General features: G+C 67.1%; 12 protein-coding genes and 1 riboswitch. Of the genes, 2 read left to right on the plus strand and 10 right to left on the minus strand.

The window, feature by feature from the left end; genetic code table 11:
* Positions 1-14: 14 nt before the first annotated feature.
* The 8 genes from parC to LE197_RS24690 all read right to left on the minus strand — a co-directional run bounded on the left by parC (position 15) and on the right by LE197_RS24690 (position 8,512).
* On the minus strand, positions 15-2,279 hold the full coding sequence (gene parC / locus LE197_RS24655) for a DNA topoisomerase IV subunit A (RefSeq protein ID WP_003095687.1): 2,265 nt from the start codon (positions 2,277-2,279) through the stop codon (positions 15-17).
* Between the two features lie 7 nt (positions 2,280-2,286).
* Entirely contained in the window at positions 2,287-2,811 is a 525-nt protein-coding gene (locus LE197_RS24660; protein ID WP_003116165.1) for a TIGR02281 family clan AA aspartic protease, read from the minus strand.
* On the minus strand, positions 2,808-3,821 hold the full coding sequence (locus tag LE197_RS24665) for an esterase-like activity of phytase family protein (RefSeq protein ID WP_003102060.1): 1,014 nt from the start codon (positions 3,819-3,821) through the stop codon (positions 2,808-2,810). The genes LE197_RS24660 and LE197_RS24665 overlap by 4 nt, the downstream gene beginning before the upstream one ends.
* Positions 3,821-5,710, minus strand: coding sequence for a DNA topoisomerase IV subunit B (gene parE / locus LE197_RS24670; protein ID WP_003102062.1), 1,890 nt, complete (start codon positions 5,708-5,710; stop codon positions 3,821-3,823). Before parE ends, LE197_RS24665 begins: the two co-directional genes overlap by 1 nt.
* Positions 5,711-5,721: 11 nt before the next feature.
* A complete protein-coding gene (locus LE197_RS24675; protein ID WP_016562425.1) occupies positions 5,722-6,342 on the minus strand; it encodes a YqiA/YcfP family alpha/beta fold hydrolase in 621 nt (206 codons plus the stop codon).
* Positions 6,343-6,473: 131 nt separating this feature from the next.
* Complete coding sequence (gene cpdA, locus LE197_RS24680; RefSeq protein WP_003102066.1) at positions 6,474-7,292, minus strand: 3',5'-cyclic-AMP phosphodiesterase; 819 nt, start codon at positions 7,290-7,292, stop codon at positions 6,474-6,476.
* 153 nt (positions 7,293-7,445) lie between these two features.
* The gene (locus tag LE197_RS24685; protein WP_003102067.1) at positions 7,446-7,904 is read right to left on the minus strand and encodes a DUF1249 domain-containing protein; all 459 of its coding nucleotides are present in this window, start codon (positions 7,902-7,904) and stop codon (positions 7,446-7,448) included.
* Positions 7,895-8,512: an NUDIX domain-containing protein gene (locus tag LE197_RS24690; RefSeq protein ID WP_003095694.1), complete on the minus strand. Its 618-nt coding sequence runs from the start codon at positions 8,510-8,512 to the stop codon at positions 7,895-7,897. Before LE197_RS24690 ends, LE197_RS24685 begins: the two co-directional genes overlap by 10 nt.
* A 242-nt stretch (positions 8,513-8,754) precedes the next feature.
* On the opposite strand from LE197_RS24690, the gene LE197_RS24695 reads away from it, so the two are divergent.
* Positions 8,755-9,501, plus strand: coding sequence for an RsiV family protein (locus LE197_RS24695; RefSeq protein WP_003102069.1), 747 nt, complete (start codon positions 8,755-8,757; stop codon positions 9,499-9,501).
* A 53-nt stretch (positions 9,502-9,554) separates the two neighbouring features.
* Here LE197_RS24695 and thiC read toward each other — a convergent pair whose 3' ends face one another.
* Positions 9,555-11,438 (minus strand): phosphomethylpyrimidine synthase ThiC, encoded by a 1,884-nt coding sequence (gene thiC, locus LE197_RS24700; protein WP_003095696.1) that lies wholly within the window; start codon positions 11,436-11,438, stop codon positions 9,555-9,557.
* An 89-nt stretch (positions 11,439-11,527) separates the two neighbouring features.
* A riboswitch (TPP riboswitch) is annotated at positions 11,528-11,664 on the minus strand.
* 229 nt (positions 11,665-11,893) lie between these two features.
* Here thiC and opmH point away from each other — a divergent pair.
* Entirely contained in the window at positions 11,894-13,342 is a 1,449-nt protein-coding gene (opmH, locus tag LE197_RS24705) for an efflux transporter outer membrane subunit OpmH (RefSeq protein ID WP_003095699.1), read from the plus strand.
* A gap of 65 nt (positions 13,343-13,407) precedes the next feature.
* On the opposite strand, the gene LE197_RS24710 is transcribed toward opmH, so the two are convergent.
* Positions 13,408-14,112 carry an NAD(P)H-dependent oxidoreductase gene (locus LE197_RS24710; RefSeq protein ID WP_003102071.1) on the minus strand — a complete coding sequence of 235 codons (705 nt, stop codon included), beginning with the start codon at positions 14,110-14,112 and terminating at the stop codon, positions 13,408-13,410.
* Positions 14,113-14,150 lie beyond the last annotated feature (38 nt).

The following is a 14,150-nucleotide window of genomic DNA, read 5'->3' on the forward strand; positions in this document are numbered from 1 at the left end:
GGTAACGGCTCATTTCAATCCTGTGGCGGAATATCCACCAGCAGGCTGTCGACGCGCTGGAAACCGCGCGGCAGCTTGTTGCCTCGCCGGCCCCGCTCCCCCTTGTAGTGTTCCAGGTCGTCGCCCTTGAGCGACAGGGTACGCTTTCCGGCCTGCAGGACCAACGTCGCCCCGGCTGGCAGAACAGCCAGGTCGGTGAGGTATTCCTCGCGGCTGGCCACGCGTTCGCCGGGGATGCCGATGATCTTGTTGCCCTTGCCCTTGCCGAGCTGCGGCAGGTCGGAGACCTTGAACAATAGCAGACGGCCCTCGGTCGTCACGGCCGCCAGCCAATCCTGCTCCACATCGCGCACCGGGCGCGGCGCCACCACGGCGGAGCCGTTGGGCAGGCTGAGCAGGGCCTTGCCGGCCTTGTTCTTGGCCTGCAGGTCCTCGCCCTTGACCACGAAACCATAGCCGGCGTCGGAAGCGATCACGAACAGCGCATCGTCGTCCGGCAGCAGCACGCATTCGAAGCTGGCCCCCGGCGGCGGCGTCAGCCGGCCGCTGAGCGGCTCGCCCTGGCCCCGCGCGGACGGCAGGCTGTGGGCCGGCAGCGAGTAGCTGCGCCCGGTGGAGTCGATGAATACCGCATACTGGTTCGAGCGTCCCGGCGCGGCGGCCTTGAAGCCGTCGCCGGCCTTGTAGGAAAGGCCGGCGGCGTCGATGTCGTGGCCCTTGGCGCAACGCACCCAGCCTTTTTCCGAGAGCACCACGGTCACCGGTTCGGTGGGCATCAGCTCGGTTTCCGACAGCGCGCGGGCCTCGGCGCGGGCGACGATCGGCGAACGGCGGTCGTCGCCGTAGGTCTCGGCATCCTTGATCAGCTCCTCGCGCACCAGCTTCTTCAGCTTGGCCTCGCTGCCGAGCAGGGTCTGCAGGCGCTTCTGCTCCTTCAGCAACTCTTCCTGCTCGCCGCGGATCTTCATCTCTTCCAGGCGCGCCAACTGGCGCAGGCGGGTGTCGAGGATGTAGTCGGCCTGCACCTCGCTGAGTTCGAAGCGCTCCATCAGCACCGCCTTGGGCTGGTCCTCGGTGCGGATGATGTGGATCACCTCGTCGAGGTTGAGGAAGGCGATCAGCAAGCCATCCAGCAGATGCAGGCGGCGCTCGACCTTGTCCAGGCGGAACTGCAGGCGTCGACGCACGGTGCCGATGCGGAACTGCAACCACTCCGAGAGCAACTGGCGCAGGTCCTTGACCTGCGGCTTGCCGTCGAGGCCGATGATGTTCAGGTTGACCCGGTAGCTGGTCTCCAGGTCGGTGGTGGCGAACAGATGGGTCATCAGCTCTTCGACATCGACCCGGTTCGAACGCGGGATGATGACGATGCGGGTCGGGTTCTCGTGGTCCGACTCGTCGCGCAGGTCGGCCACCATCGGCAGCTTCTTGGCCTGCATCTGCCCGGCGATCTGTTCCAGCACCTTGGAACCGGACACCTGGTGCGGCAGGGCGTGGATGACGATGTCGCCGTCCTCGACGCGGTACACCGCGCGCATGCGCACCGAACCGCGGCCGGTCTCGTAGACCTTCTGCAGGTCGGCGCGCGGGGTGATGATCTCGGCTTCGGTGGGGAAGTCCGGGCCCGGCACGTGTTCGCACAATTCGGCGACCGTCGCGCCCGGCTGGTCGAGCAGGCGCACGCAGGCCGACGCGACTTCCCGCAGGTTGTGCGGCGGCACGTCGGTGGCCATGCCCACCGCGATGCCGGTGGTGCCGTTGAGCAGTAGGTTGGGCAGGCGGGCCGGCAGCACGGCCGGCTCGTCGAGGGTGCCGTCGAAGTTCGGTACCCAGTCCACGGTACCCTGGCCCAGTTCGCTGAGCAGCACCTCGGAATAGCGCGACAGGCGCGCCTCGGTATAACGCATGGCGGCGAAGGACTTGGGATCGTCCGGCGCCCCCCAGTTGCCCTGGCCGTCCACCAGCGGATAGCGATAGGAGAACGGCTGCGCCATCAGCACCATGGCCTCGTAGCAGGCCGAGTCGCCGTGCGGGTGGAACTTGCCGAGCACGTCGCCGACGGTGCGCGCCGACTTCTTGTGCTTGGAATCGGCATCCAGCCCCAGTTCGCTCATGGCGTAGACGATGCGTCGCTGCACCGGTTTCAGGCCGTCGCCGATATGCGGCAGGGCGCGGTCCATGATCACGTACATGGAATAGTTCAGATAGGCCTGCTCGGTGAACTCGGCCAACGACCGGCGTTCGACCCCTTCCAGGCTCAGATCGAGGGATTCGCTCATGCGTACCTCACGGAGAAGTGTTTTGGCGCAGCACCAGGGTGCCGTCGCGCTGGGTGAATTCGAGTTGTTTCAGGGCGCTCATGCCGAGTAGCACCTCATCGCCGTCCATGCCCGGCGCAATCAGCGCCGCGACCCCGGACAGGCGGATATCGCCGAGTTGCAGCTGGTCCAGCCGCGTGCGCCAGCCCGTGGCGCGGCCGTTGGCCGTGCTCAGGGTGATCGGCGCGCCGCGCTCCAGCGCGAGTCTTGCCGCCAGGGCTTCCGGCACCGCCACCTGGGTCGCCCCGGTATCGAGCAGGAAGGTCACGCCCTGGCCGTTGATCTGCCCGTTCAGCAGGTAATGGCCCTGGCGGCTGCTGGCCAGGCGCAACTCGACGTAGCCGTCGCCATGGATCGATTGCGGCGCCTGGTTCGGGTTGCGCTGTCGATCTTCCCAGACGCCGAAATAGCGCGTCGCCAGCGCCAGCCCGGCGACCCAGGCCAGCACCAGCATGATCCGTCCCAGCCGCTGACCGGGCGCCTGTTGCGTCACTTGTCCCCCAACCAGCCGCCGGCGGGCGCGGCGAAGCGCAGGACGAAGGGTCGCACATCGCCATCGGCGCGCGCATGGTCGCCATTGTCGATGCCCAGCCAGGCGCCCTTGTCGTCCAGCGACAGGGCTTCCGCGACGCCATAAGGCAGCTCGTAGCGACGCTCCGGCGCCAGGACCGCCGAGGCGAACGACCAGCAGCGCTCGACCTTGGCCTGGGCCAGGTCGCGGCGGCAGATCTGATGCGCCAGGCGCTCCAGGGTGAACAGCTTGCCGCGGTAGAAGGCGAGGTCGGAGAAATCCTTCGGCAGCTTGCGCGCGCTGCCCAGTTCCGGCGGCGGCTCGATCTTGCCGCCCTCGGCGAGCAGTACGCAGCTGCCCTCGCAGCGCCAGGCACTGTTGTCGCGGTGGGCCACCAGCAGGCCGCGGCGCTCGCGCTCGGCAGCCAGCCAGAGGCGCTTGCCCTCGGGGTCGACGGCGATCCCTTCGAACAACGCGTTGAAATTCATCAGCATGCCGCTGGCCCGCGCTTGCGGCAGCAGGCCGGGCGGCAGGCGCAGCCAGTTCGGCGTGCCGCTCACCGGCAGTTGCAGGACCGCCGCGTGCGCCTCGCTGACCAGGTAGCGATTGCCGGCGGCATCGCAGGCGATGCCTTCGAAGTCGAGGTTGCCGCCGCGCACCAGGCCACTGAGCCAGACCCGCGTGCTCATGCCCCAGGGCAACCCGCTGTCCGGTGGGGTCGGAGCGATGAAACTCTCGGCCTCGGCCTGCCAGGGCTGGTCGGAGCCTTCGGCCGAGGGTTGCAGGCGATACAGGCGGTCATCGTCGCGGTCGGAAACCGTCCACAGCGCGCCGCCACACCAGGCCAGCCCGGAGAGGTTGCCGCCGCGCATGCCCTCCACCGCATGTTCGGAGATGAAGCTCAAGGCTGCCGGAACCGGTGGCTCTGGCGGCGCCTCGGCCGCCTGGACCAGGCCCCCGAACAGGCCGAGGATGGCCAGCAGGCGGCGCATCAGACCAGCACCTCGGCCAGGTTGCCCTTGCTTTCCAGCCAGGACTTGCGGTCACCGGCGCGCTTCTTGGCCAGCAGCATGTCCATGATCTCCAGGGTACCGGTGGCGTCCTCCAGGGTGAGCTGGACCAGCCGCCGGGTATTCGGATCCATGGTGGTCTCGCGCAGTTGCAACGGATTCATTTCGCCAAGGCCCTTGAAGCGGGTGACCTGCGGCTTGCCGCGCTTCTTCTCTGCGGCCAGGCGCTCGAGGATGCCGTCGCGCTCGGCTTCGTCGAGGGCGTAGTAGATGTCCTTGCCGAGGTCGATGCGGTACAGCGGCGGCATCGCCACGTAGACGTGGCCGGCTTCCACCAGCGGGCGGAAATGGCGGACGAACAGCGCGCAGAGCAGCGTGGCGATGTGCAGCCCGTCGGAGTCGGCATCCGCGAGGATACAGATCTTGCCGTAGCGCAGCTGGGCCAGGTCACTGGCACCCGGATCGACGCCGATGGCCACCGCGATGTCGTGGACCTCCTGGCTGGCGAGCACCTCGCCGCCGTCCACTTCCCAGGTGTTCAGGATCTTTCCGCGCAGCGGCATGATCGCCTGGAATTCCTTGTCCCGCGCCTGCTTCGCCGAGCCGCCGGCGGAGTCGCCCTCGACCAGGAACAGTTCCGCGCGCATCGGTTCCTGTCCGGCGCAGTCGGCCAGTTTGCCGGGCAGCGCCGGCCCCTGGGTGATCTTCTTGCGCTCGACCTTCTTGCCCGCCTTGAGGCGACGCCCGGCGTTGCTGATCGCCAGTTCCGCCAGTTGCAGGCCGATTTCGGCGTGCTCGTTGAGCCACAGGCTGAAGGCGTCCTTCACCACGCCCGAGACGAACGCCGCCGCCTCGCGGGACGACAGGCGCTCCTTGGTCTGCCCGGAGAACTGCGGTTCCTGCATCTTCATCGAGAGGACGAAGGCGATCCGTTCCCAGACGTCCTCGGGCGCCAGCTTGACGCCGCGCGGCAACAGGTTGCGGAACTCGCAGAATTCGCGCATGGCGTCGAGCAGGCCCTGGCGCAGGCCGTTCACATGGGTGCCGCCCTGGGCCGTGGGAATCAGGTTGACGTAGCTTTCCTGCACCGACTCACCGCCCTCGGGCAGCCACAGCAGGGCCCAGCTCACCGCTTCCTTGGAACCTTCGAGGTTGCCGCAGAAGGGTTCATCGGGCAGGCGCGGCAGCTCGGCGACCGCGTCGGTCAGGTAGGAGCGCAGGCCGTCCTCGAAGTGCCACTCGACGCGCTCGCCGGTGTTCTTGTCCTCGAACACCACGCTCAGGCCCGGGCACAGCACCGCCTTGGCCTTGAGCACATGCTTGAGGCGGCTGACCGAGAACTTCGCCGAATCGAAATACTTCGGATCCGGCCAGAAATGCACGCTGGTACCGGTATTGCGCTTGCCGACCGTGCCGATGACTTCCAGATCGCTGTCCTTGAAGCCGTCGGCGAAGGTCATCCGGTACTCGTTGGCGTCACGCTTGACGCGTACCTCGACCCGGGTCGAGAGCGCGTTCACCACCGAGATGCCGACCCCGTGCAAGCCGCCGGAGAACTGGTAGTTCTTGTTCGAGAACTTGCCGCCGGCATGCAGCTTGGTAAGGATCAGCTCGACGCCCGGCACGCCCTCTTCCGGGTGGATGTCCACCGGCATGCCGCGGCCATCGTCTATGACTTCCAGCGAGTTGTCCTGGTGCAGGATCACCTGCACGCTCTTCGCGTGGCCGGCCAGGGCTTCGTCGACGCTGTTGTCGATGACTTCCTGGGCCAGGTGGTTGGGGCGGGTGGTGTCGGTGTACATCCCCGGGCGCTTGCGCACCGGGTCGAGGCCGGAAAGGACTTCGATGGCGTCTGCGTTGTAAGTAGCCATGGGGTCTCTATTCAGTCAAAAGTCGAAAAGTCGGTGTCGCGCCACAGCGCCGACGGGTAGCCGGCGAACGCCAGCAGCGCCGGCAGGTGCCGGGCGAAGCCCTGGAAACCGTGGTCGCCGCCGGCCTGGATACGTAGCGCGCAGGCTCGGTAGAAGGCCTGCGCGACGCGATAATCGAGGGTTTCGTCGGCGGTCTGCAGCCATACCTGGTAGCGTTCGGGACGTTGCAGGTGCGTGACTTCCAGTTCGGCCAACGCCGCCACGTGGTCCTCGGTGAGTTCCCAGGTCTCGCCGCTGTAGTGGTTGGTCTGCGCGCCCAGGTAGCCGTCGAAGGAGCGATGCGGGGAGACCGCCGGATTGACCAGGATCGCCGCCAGGCCATGGCGCTCCGCCAAATGGGTCGCATAGTAGCCACCCAGGGAGCTGCCGACCAGCACCGGTCGCCCGAGCTCGGCGATGGCCCGCTCCAACTGGGCGATAGCCTGCCGTGGGTGATGGTGCAGGGCCGGGACGCGCAGGCCTTCGGCCAGGCCCAAGTGGCCGAAGGCCGCCTGCAGCTGACGCGCCTTGTGCGATTCGGGCGAACTGTTGAAGCCGTGGATATACAGCAGGGATGGGCTGGTCGCGGTCATCGGGAACGGGCTAATGGGCTTCAACTCAGTAGGGAAAGCCGAACGGTAACAGCTTCCAGGCTTCATCTTCCAGCCTGCGCGCCGATCGGCAACGACGCACGTGGCCGCGGTATCCCGCGTCCGGGGGCATGTCAGTATCCGGCGGTGTCGTAGTCCACTTCGAAGACGACGTCGTCGACCCGCGAGATCCCCGTTTCCAGGCGCCCGTCGTCGTGCAGGCGCAACCAGCGGTAGCCCGGCGCCAGGCGGTCGAGGGTGAAGTCGCTGCTGCCGGGGGCGAACTGTACGCAGGTGGACGGCGAAGCCAGCAGGCGCAGCGGGCCGCGCTGGCGGTCGAACTCCTGGTGAATGTGCCCCCACAGCAGGCAGCGTACCTGCGGATAGGGCGCCAGCAGGTCGAACAGCGCCTGCGGGTTGCGCAGGCCGATGGGATCCATCCAGTCGCTGCCGATCGGCACCGGGTGGTGATGGAAGGAAACCAGCAGGAAGCGTTCGCCGGCGCTGTCGATGGCGCGCCGCAGCAGCTCCAGCTGATCCTCCTCGAGATAGCCCGGCACCGCGCCGGGAATGCTCGAGTCGAGCAACACCACGCGCCAGTTGCCGACGTCGACGACCTGCTCCAGCAGGTCGCTGCCCTCGGTCGCCCTTTGCATCGGCTCGCGTTCGTCGTGGTTACCGGCGAACCAGCGCAACGGCGCGTCCAGGGGGGCGCTCAACCTGCGGAAGCGTGTGTAGGAATCGAGGCTGCCGTCCTGGGAGACGTCGCCGGTGGCGAGAATCAGGTCGATCCGCGGCTGCTCCCGGGCGACCCGCTCGACCACCTTCTCCAGGCTATGGGCGGTATCCATGCCAAGCAGGCGCGCGCCATCCTCGGCGAACAGGTGGCTGTCCGAGAGCTGCACCAGCAGTACGGAGGCGTCGGTGGCGGGAGTGTTCGAATGGCGTGACAAGGGGCCGTCTCCTGAAGGCGAGGCGTCCGCGGTGAAAGGGATGATTATGGTGACCGACGAAAGTGGCGGCAAACCCGGAAAGCGGAACAGATCACAGTTGCGAGGACTACTTTTGGCTTGATGTCATTCAACTGGCCTTTTGCCTGCAACCGCTCAGCGCTGGGCCACCGGCTCCATTTCGTGGCCGCAGGCCAGGCAATGGGCGAGCCACTCGCCGAGGAACAGGTTGAGCTGGTTCTTCTCGTCGGGCTGGTGCATCGCCTGGTTCGGGTAGGGATAGATCGCCATCAGCCGCCGCGCCTGTTCGGCGCCGATCACCTCGGCCATCCGCGCATCGTGGTAGACCCGCACTTCCAGCCGCGGCGCCGGCAACCAGGGCAGGCCCAGTTCCTGGCGCACCTGAAGGGTGGTGGTGTAGGGGCAGGCCTCGGTCACTTCCAGCGCAAGTACGCCGAGCAGCCGCTCCCCTTCGCTCAGCGCGACCCGGCGCGAGGCCTGCGCCTCGCGCATGTCCGGGAGCAGGCGCATGAGCCGCGCGTAGTTCGCTTCGCAGGTCGCCTGCAGGCTGGCCAGGTCGACCCGGTAGCGCTCGCGCAGCAGGTTCAGGCCCATAGCCCACGCACCTCGGCCCGGTTCAGGGCCAGCCACTGCAGGGCGATGATGCTCGCCGCGTTGTTGATCCGCCCGTCGCGCACGGCCTGCAGCGCATCTTCCAACGGCCAGACGTGGACGCGGATGTCCTCGCCCTCCTCCGGCAAGCCATGCACGCCGCCGACGCCTTCGCTGTCGCAACGGCCGACGAACAGGTGCACCACTTCGTCGGTGCCGCCCGGCGACGGCAGGTACTGGGTTATCGGCCAGAGCGCACCGAGAGTCAGCCCGGCCTCCTCCATCGCCTCGCGATGGGCCACTTCCTCCGGTTGCTCGTCCTTGTCGATCAGGCCGGCGACCAGCTCCAGCAGCCAGGGGTTGGCGAGCTTCTGCATCGCCCCGACGCGGAATTGCTCGATGAGCACCACGCAATCGCGCTGCGGGTCGTAGGGCAGCACGCAGACCGCGTCATGGCGGACGAACAGTTCCCGACTGATTTCCCGGCCCATGCTGCCGTCGAACTGGCGATGCCGCAGGCGCAGGCGATCGAGACGATAGAAGCCACGGAAGCATTCCTCGCGCTGCACGAGCTCGACGTCACCGGGGGCGGGTTTGAAGGTTTCGGACATCCTCGACTCACTTCACTCGGGTATGTGGGTTTCGCGCCATCCTATCGCGGCCCGGCGCAGGGCGCAGCCACTTTCAGGACAGCTCGGGAAAACTTCGTGGCGCTCGCCGCACGGGCGTGTTTCCCGGCCACGGCTAGGCCATACTTGGGGTTTGCGCGGGCCGAACTCAAGCGCGACGCCAGGGTCGAAACGGACTGGTCGACGCTTCGAGCCCGCCCATCCACCGTCGCAAAAGGAATCCCATGCGCCTTCTGAAATTCGCCGCCCTCGGCAGCCTGGTCGTTCTGCTGAGCGCCTGCCAGAGCCTCTTCAAGCCCGGCCTCGACGACCCGCTGCCCACCGAGCGCCTCGCCAGCGAGCACCTGAAGCCCGGCTGTCAGGGCGAACAGTGTCCCTTGGTAAACATCGACACCTTGAAGTTCCCCGACGAACCGCAGTTGGACCCGATCGTCGAGCGCGCCCTGCTGGAAATGACCCGGGAAAACAACGAAACGCCCCTGCCGGCATCGCTGGCGGCCTACGAGCGGCAGTTCCTGGACAGCGCCGAGCCGGGCTGGAGCAGCTACCTGCAAGCCAAGGTGCGCGAACAACATGACGGTCTGGTGATCATCGAGCTTTCCAGCTACCTGTTCACCGGCGGCGCCCACGGCATGCCCGGTCGCGGCTTCATCAACTACGACCGCAGGCAGCACAAGGTGCTGAGCCTGCAGGACATGCTGGTTCCCGGCCAGGAAGAAGCCTTCTGGAAACAGGCCGAGCTGGCGCACAAGGCCTGGCTGCTGGCCAACAAGCTCGACCAGGACGCCGATTTCCAGAAGACCTGGCCGTTCCAGCGCACCCCGCACGTGGCATTGACCTTCGGCGCGGTGACGCTGAAGTACGACGCCTACTCCATCGCGCCGTATTCCTATGCCCACCCCGAACTGAAGATCCCGTATCCGCGCCTGAACGGCATCGTCAAGCCGAACCTGTTCCCCGGCCGCGGCTGACGCTTCCGACGCTCCGCAGCCCCTCGCCGCGGCGAGGGGCCCCGTGGCGCGGCCTACACCTGCCTGTAGATCACCGATCCTTCGTCCTTGAAGCGCGCCGCCTGCTCCTGGAAGCCAGCCTCGATGGCCTTGCTCTCGTCGGACAGGCCGTTCTCCTTGGCGTAGTCGCGGACTTCCTGGGTGATCTTCATCGAGCAGAACTTCGGTCCGCACATGGAGCAGAAGTGCGCGACCTTGGCCGAGTCCTTCGGCAGGGTCTCGTCATGGAACGCCCGCGCGGTGTCCGGGTCCAGGCCAAGGTTGAACTGGTCCTCCCAACGGAACTCGAAGCGCGCCTTGGATAGCGCGTTGTCGCGGATCTGCGCGCCCGGGTGGCCCTTGGCGAGGTCGGCGGCATGGGCGGCGATCTTGTAGGTGATGATCCCGGTCTTCACATCATCCTTGTTCGGCAGACCCAGGTGCTCCTTGGGCGTGACGTAGCAGAGCATGGCGCAGCCGAACCAGCCGATCATCGCCGCGCCGATGCCGGAGGTGATGTGGTCGTAGCCGGGGGCGATGTCGGTGGTCAGCGGGCCGAGGGTGTAGAACGGCGCCTCGTCACAGCACTCCAGCTGCTTGTCCATGTTTTCCTTGATCAATTGCATCGGCACGTGGCCGGGACCTTCGATCATCACCTGCACGTCGTGCTTCCAGGCGATCTTGGTCAGCTCGCCGAGGGTTTCCAGCTCGCCGAACTGGGCGGCGTCGTTGGCGTCGGCCACCGAGCCCGGACGCAGGCCATCGCCCAGCGAGAAGCTGACGTCGTAGGCCTTCATGATTTCGCAGATCTCTTCGAAATGCGTGTAGAGGAAGTTCTCCTGGTGGTGCGCCAGGCACCACTTGGCCATGATCGAGCCGCCGCGGGAAACGATGCCGGTGACCCGCTTGGCGGTCAGCGGCACATAGCGCAGCAGCACGCCGGCGTGGATGGTGAAGTAGTCGACGCCCTGCTCGGCCTGTTCGATCAGGGTGTCGCGGAAGATTTCCCAGGTCAGGTCCTCGGCGACGCCGTTGACCTTCTCCAGCGCCTGGTAGATCGGTACGGTGCCGATCGGTACCGGGCTGTTGCGCAGGATCCACTCGCGGGTTTCATGGATGTGCTTGCCGGTGGACAGGTCCATCACCGTGTCGGCGCCCCAGCGGATGCCCCAGGTGAGCTTCTCCACCTCTTCCTCGATCGAGGAGCCCAGCGCGCTGTTGCCGATGTTGCCGTTGATCTTCACCAGGAAGTTGCGGCCGATGATCATCGGCTCAAGCTCGGTGTGGTTGATGTTCGCCGGAATGATCGCGCGGCCGCGGGCGACTTCCTCGCGGACGAACTCGGGGGTGATTTCCTTCGGGATGTTGGCGCCGAAGCTGTGCCCCGGGTGCTGCTGGTCGAGCAGGCCGGCGGCCCGGGCTTCCTGCAGCTTCATGTTCTCGCGGATGGCGATGTATTCCATCTCCGGGGTGATGATGCCTTTCTTCGCGTAGTGCATCTGCGAGACGTTGGCGCCCGGCTTGGCCCGGCGCGGCGTGCGCACGTGGGCGAAGCGCAGGGCGTCGAGGCTGGCGTCGGCCAGGCGGGCCTGGCCGAACTCGGAGGTCAGGCCGGGGAGGATCTCGGTGTCGCCGCGCTCGTCGATCCAGCGCGAACGCACGTCAGGCAGGCCCTTGCGCAGGTCGATGCGGACCTCAGGGTCGGTATACGGGCCGGAGGTGTCGTAGACGAACACCGGCGGGTTCTTTTCGCCGCCGAAGGCGGTGGGGGTGTCGGCGAGGGAGATTTCCCGCACCGGGACGCGGATGTCCGGGCGCGAGCCGGTCAGGTAGACCTTGCGCGAGTTCGGGAAAGGCTGCGTCGACTGGCGGTCGAGCTGCTCAAGGCGGGTGATGTTGTTCTTCTGCGTTGCGCTCATCGATGGCTCTCCTGGGTGATTGTCGGGAGAACCTGGCACGCGGGGCCACCGGGACTGGTGGCGAGAAGGACGCGCCGGCAAGGCAGGCATGGCGCGGACATCTTGTTCCCTACGCGGGTTGCTGCGGTCCGCGCGAGGCGGAACCGGACGCTAGCCCGATCAGGTTCAACGGGATCCGGAACTATCCGATCTCAGCCCCTCGTATAGGGCACCCCGACAAGAACCCCGGCAGTCTAATCAACACCGGCGGGATACGCCAACGGGAAAACGCCCCGCCCGACCGGCAGTCATGGTCCAGTCCGGCGCCCTCTCGCCAGGGAAGACGCAGATCCCCGCACGTTCGCCGGCACATCGATCCGGACTGGCTCTTCGATCAGTTGCCGCGCAGGTGCCTTGACCGCCACCGGTAGCGACCTTAGCCTTGCCCCACCTCGCATCTTTTCCAGGACGAACGAATGCTGCGCAGACTCTCCCTGGCGGCCGCCGTGGCCGCTGCTACCGGTGTCGCCTGGGCCGCCCAGCCGACCCCGCTGCCGACCAAGACCGACCTGATCAGCGTCTACAAGGAAGCCGTCGACAACAACGCCGACCTCGCCGCCGCCCAGGCCGACTACCTGGCGCGCAAGGAAGTGGTGCCCCAGGCCCGCGCCGGCCTGCTGCCGCAACTCGGCGCCGGCGCCCGCGTCGGAGACACCCGGATCGCATTCGACGAGCGTCCGGCGACCGTCAAGCGCAACAGCCAGGTCGTCCAGGCCACCCTCAGCCAGCCATTGTTCCGCGCCGACCGCTGGTTCCAGTGGCAGGCCGCCAAGGAAACCAGCGACCAGGCCCGGCTGGAATTCTCCGCGACCCAGCAGGACCTGATCCTGCGCAGCGCCGAGACCTACTTCACGGTGCTCCGCGCCCAGGACAACCTGGCCACCAGCAAGGCCGAGGAAGCCGCCTTCAAGCGCCAGCTGGACCAGGCCAACGAGCGCTTCGACGTGGGCCTTTCCGACAAGACCGACGTGCTCGAGGCCCAGGCCAGCTACGACACCGCCCGCGCCAACCGGTTGATCGCCGAACAGCGCGTGGACGATGCCTTCCAGGCCCTGGTGACCCTGACCAACCGCGACTACAGCGCCATCGAGGGCATGCGCCACACCCTGCCGGTGGTGCCGCCGGCGCCGAACGACGCCAAGGCCTGGGTCGACACCGCGGTGCAGCAGAACCTGCGCCTGCTGGCCAGCAACTACGCGGTCAACGCCGCCGAGGAAACCCTCCGCCAGCGCAAGGCCGGGCACCTGCCGACCCTCGATGCCGTGGCCCAGTACCAGAAGGGCGACAACGACGCCCTCGGCTTCGCCAACAGCGCCGCCAATCCGCTGGTGCACTATGGCAAGTATGTCGACGAGCGCAGCATTGGCCTGGAACTGAACATCCCGATCTACAGCGGCGGCCTGACCTCCTCCCAGGTCCGCGAGTCCTACCAGCGCCTCAACCAGAGCGAGCAGTCCCGCGAAGGCCAGCGCCGCCAGGTGGTGCAGGACACCCGCAACCTGCACCGCGCGGTGAATACCGACGTCGAGCAGGTCCAGGCGCGGCGCCAGGCGATCATCTCCAACCAGAGTTCGCTGGAAGCCACCGAGATCGGCTACCAGGTCGGCACCCGCAACATCGTCGACGTGCTCAACGCCCAGCGCCAGCTGTACGCCGCCGTGCGCGACTACAACAACAGCCGCTACGACTACATCCTCGATACCCTGCGCCTGAAGCAGGCGGCCGGCACCCTCAGCCCGGCCGACCTGGAGGCGCTCAGCGCCTACCTGAAGCAGGATTACGATCCGGACAAGGACTTCCTCCCGCCGGACCTGGCCAAGGCCGCCGCCGAGCAGTTACAGAGCAAGCCGCGCCAGCAGTACTAGCACGAGCCAAGACGCCCCCGGTCGGGGGCGTCTTCGCTTGACTGGCCTGGCGCGCGTCGCCCGGGTCAGCGCGCCAGCGGCTGGAGCAGCGCGTCGAACTGCTCCAGCCGCGGGAACCGCAGGGGTACATCCTGCTCGAGATTTTCCAGCCGCGCCCGGTAGGCGCGCAGGAAGTTGCCGCGCGCTTCCTCGCTGATGTATGGCACGTGCCAGGCGACAAAGGGCTCCAGCACCTGCATGCCGACATAGGCCAGGGTGCCGCGCAGGATCGGCCGCAGCATGTCCTCCAGCGGTCCGTGGATGGCACCCTCGCCGAACATGTGCTGGCGCCCGCCCAGGGTCAGGCTGACCAGCGCCTTCTTGCCGGCCAGGCCACCCTGGTCGTAGAAGCGCTTGCCGCCATAGCAGACCCCGGACACCAGTACCCGGTCGAACCACCCCTTGAGGATCGCCGGCACCGAGAACCAGTAGATCGGAAAGTTGAGGATCAGCAGGTCGGCCCACAGCAGCTTGTCCAGCTCGGCCTGGATGTCGGCGGCCAGGCTCTGGCGCTTGACGCTCTCGCGCTGCTCCAGGGCGTAGACCAGGTAGTCGGGATCGGCGCGCTCGGCGAAGTCGGCGGCACTGGCCACCGGATTCCAGTTCATCGCGTAGAGATCCGAGACCTGCACCGCGTGGCCCTGGCCTGCCAGGGTCTCGCATGCCTGGTCACAGAGCGCGCGGGTGAAGGATTGCGGTTCGTTGTGGGCGTGGACGATCAGTACGTTCATCGTGGTTTCCGAATCGTGGTGACCGGCCGCATCGCTCG

It is taken from the genome of Pseudomonas sp. PS1(2021) (assembly GCF_020405165.1).
Taxonomy (GTDB): domain Bacteria; phylum Pseudomonadota; class Gammaproteobacteria; order Pseudomonadales; family Pseudomonadaceae; genus Pseudomonas; species Pseudomonas aeruginosa.

Bases quoted from the DNA above. Each gene is read 5' to 3' on its own strand.
- opmH (WP_003095699.1), top strand. From the start codon at position 11,894: ATGCTGCGCAGACTCTCCCTGGCGGCCGCCGTGGCCGCTGCTACCGGT.
- parE (WP_003102062.1), bottom strand. From the start codon at position 5,710: ATGGCTACTTACAACGCAGACGCCATCGAAGTCCTTTCCGGCCTCGAC.
- LE197_RS24690 (WP_003095694.1), bottom strand. From the start codon at position 8,512: ATGTCCGAAACCTTCAAACCCGCCCCCGGTGACGTCGAGCTCGTGCAG.
- LE197_RS24665 (WP_003102060.1), bottom strand. From the start codon at position 3,821: ATGCGCCGCCTGCTGGCCATCCTCGGCCTGTTCGGGGGCCTGGTCCAG.
- parC (WP_003095687.1), bottom strand. From the start codon at position 2,279: ATGAGCGAATCCCTCGATCTGAGCCTGGAAGGGGTCGAACGCCGGTCG.
- LE197_RS24685 (WP_003102067.1), bottom strand. From the start codon at position 7,904: ATGGGCCTGAACCTGCTGCGCGAGCGCTACCGGGTCGACCTGGCCAGC.
- LE197_RS24710 (WP_003102071.1), bottom strand. From the start codon at position 14,112: ATGAACGTACTGATCGTCCACGCCCACAACGAACCGCAATCCTTCACC.
- LE197_RS24695 (WP_003102069.1), top strand. From the start codon at position 8,755: ATGCGCCTTCTGAAATTCGCCGCCCTCGGCAGCCTGGTCGTTCTGCTG.
- LE197_RS24675 (WP_016562425.1), bottom strand. From the start codon at position 6,342: ATGACCGCGACCAGCCCATCCCTGCTGTATATCCACGGCTTCAACAGT.
- thiC (WP_003095696.1), bottom strand. From the start codon at position 11,438: ATGAGCGCAACGCAGAAGAACAACATCACCCGCCTTGAGCAGCTCGAC.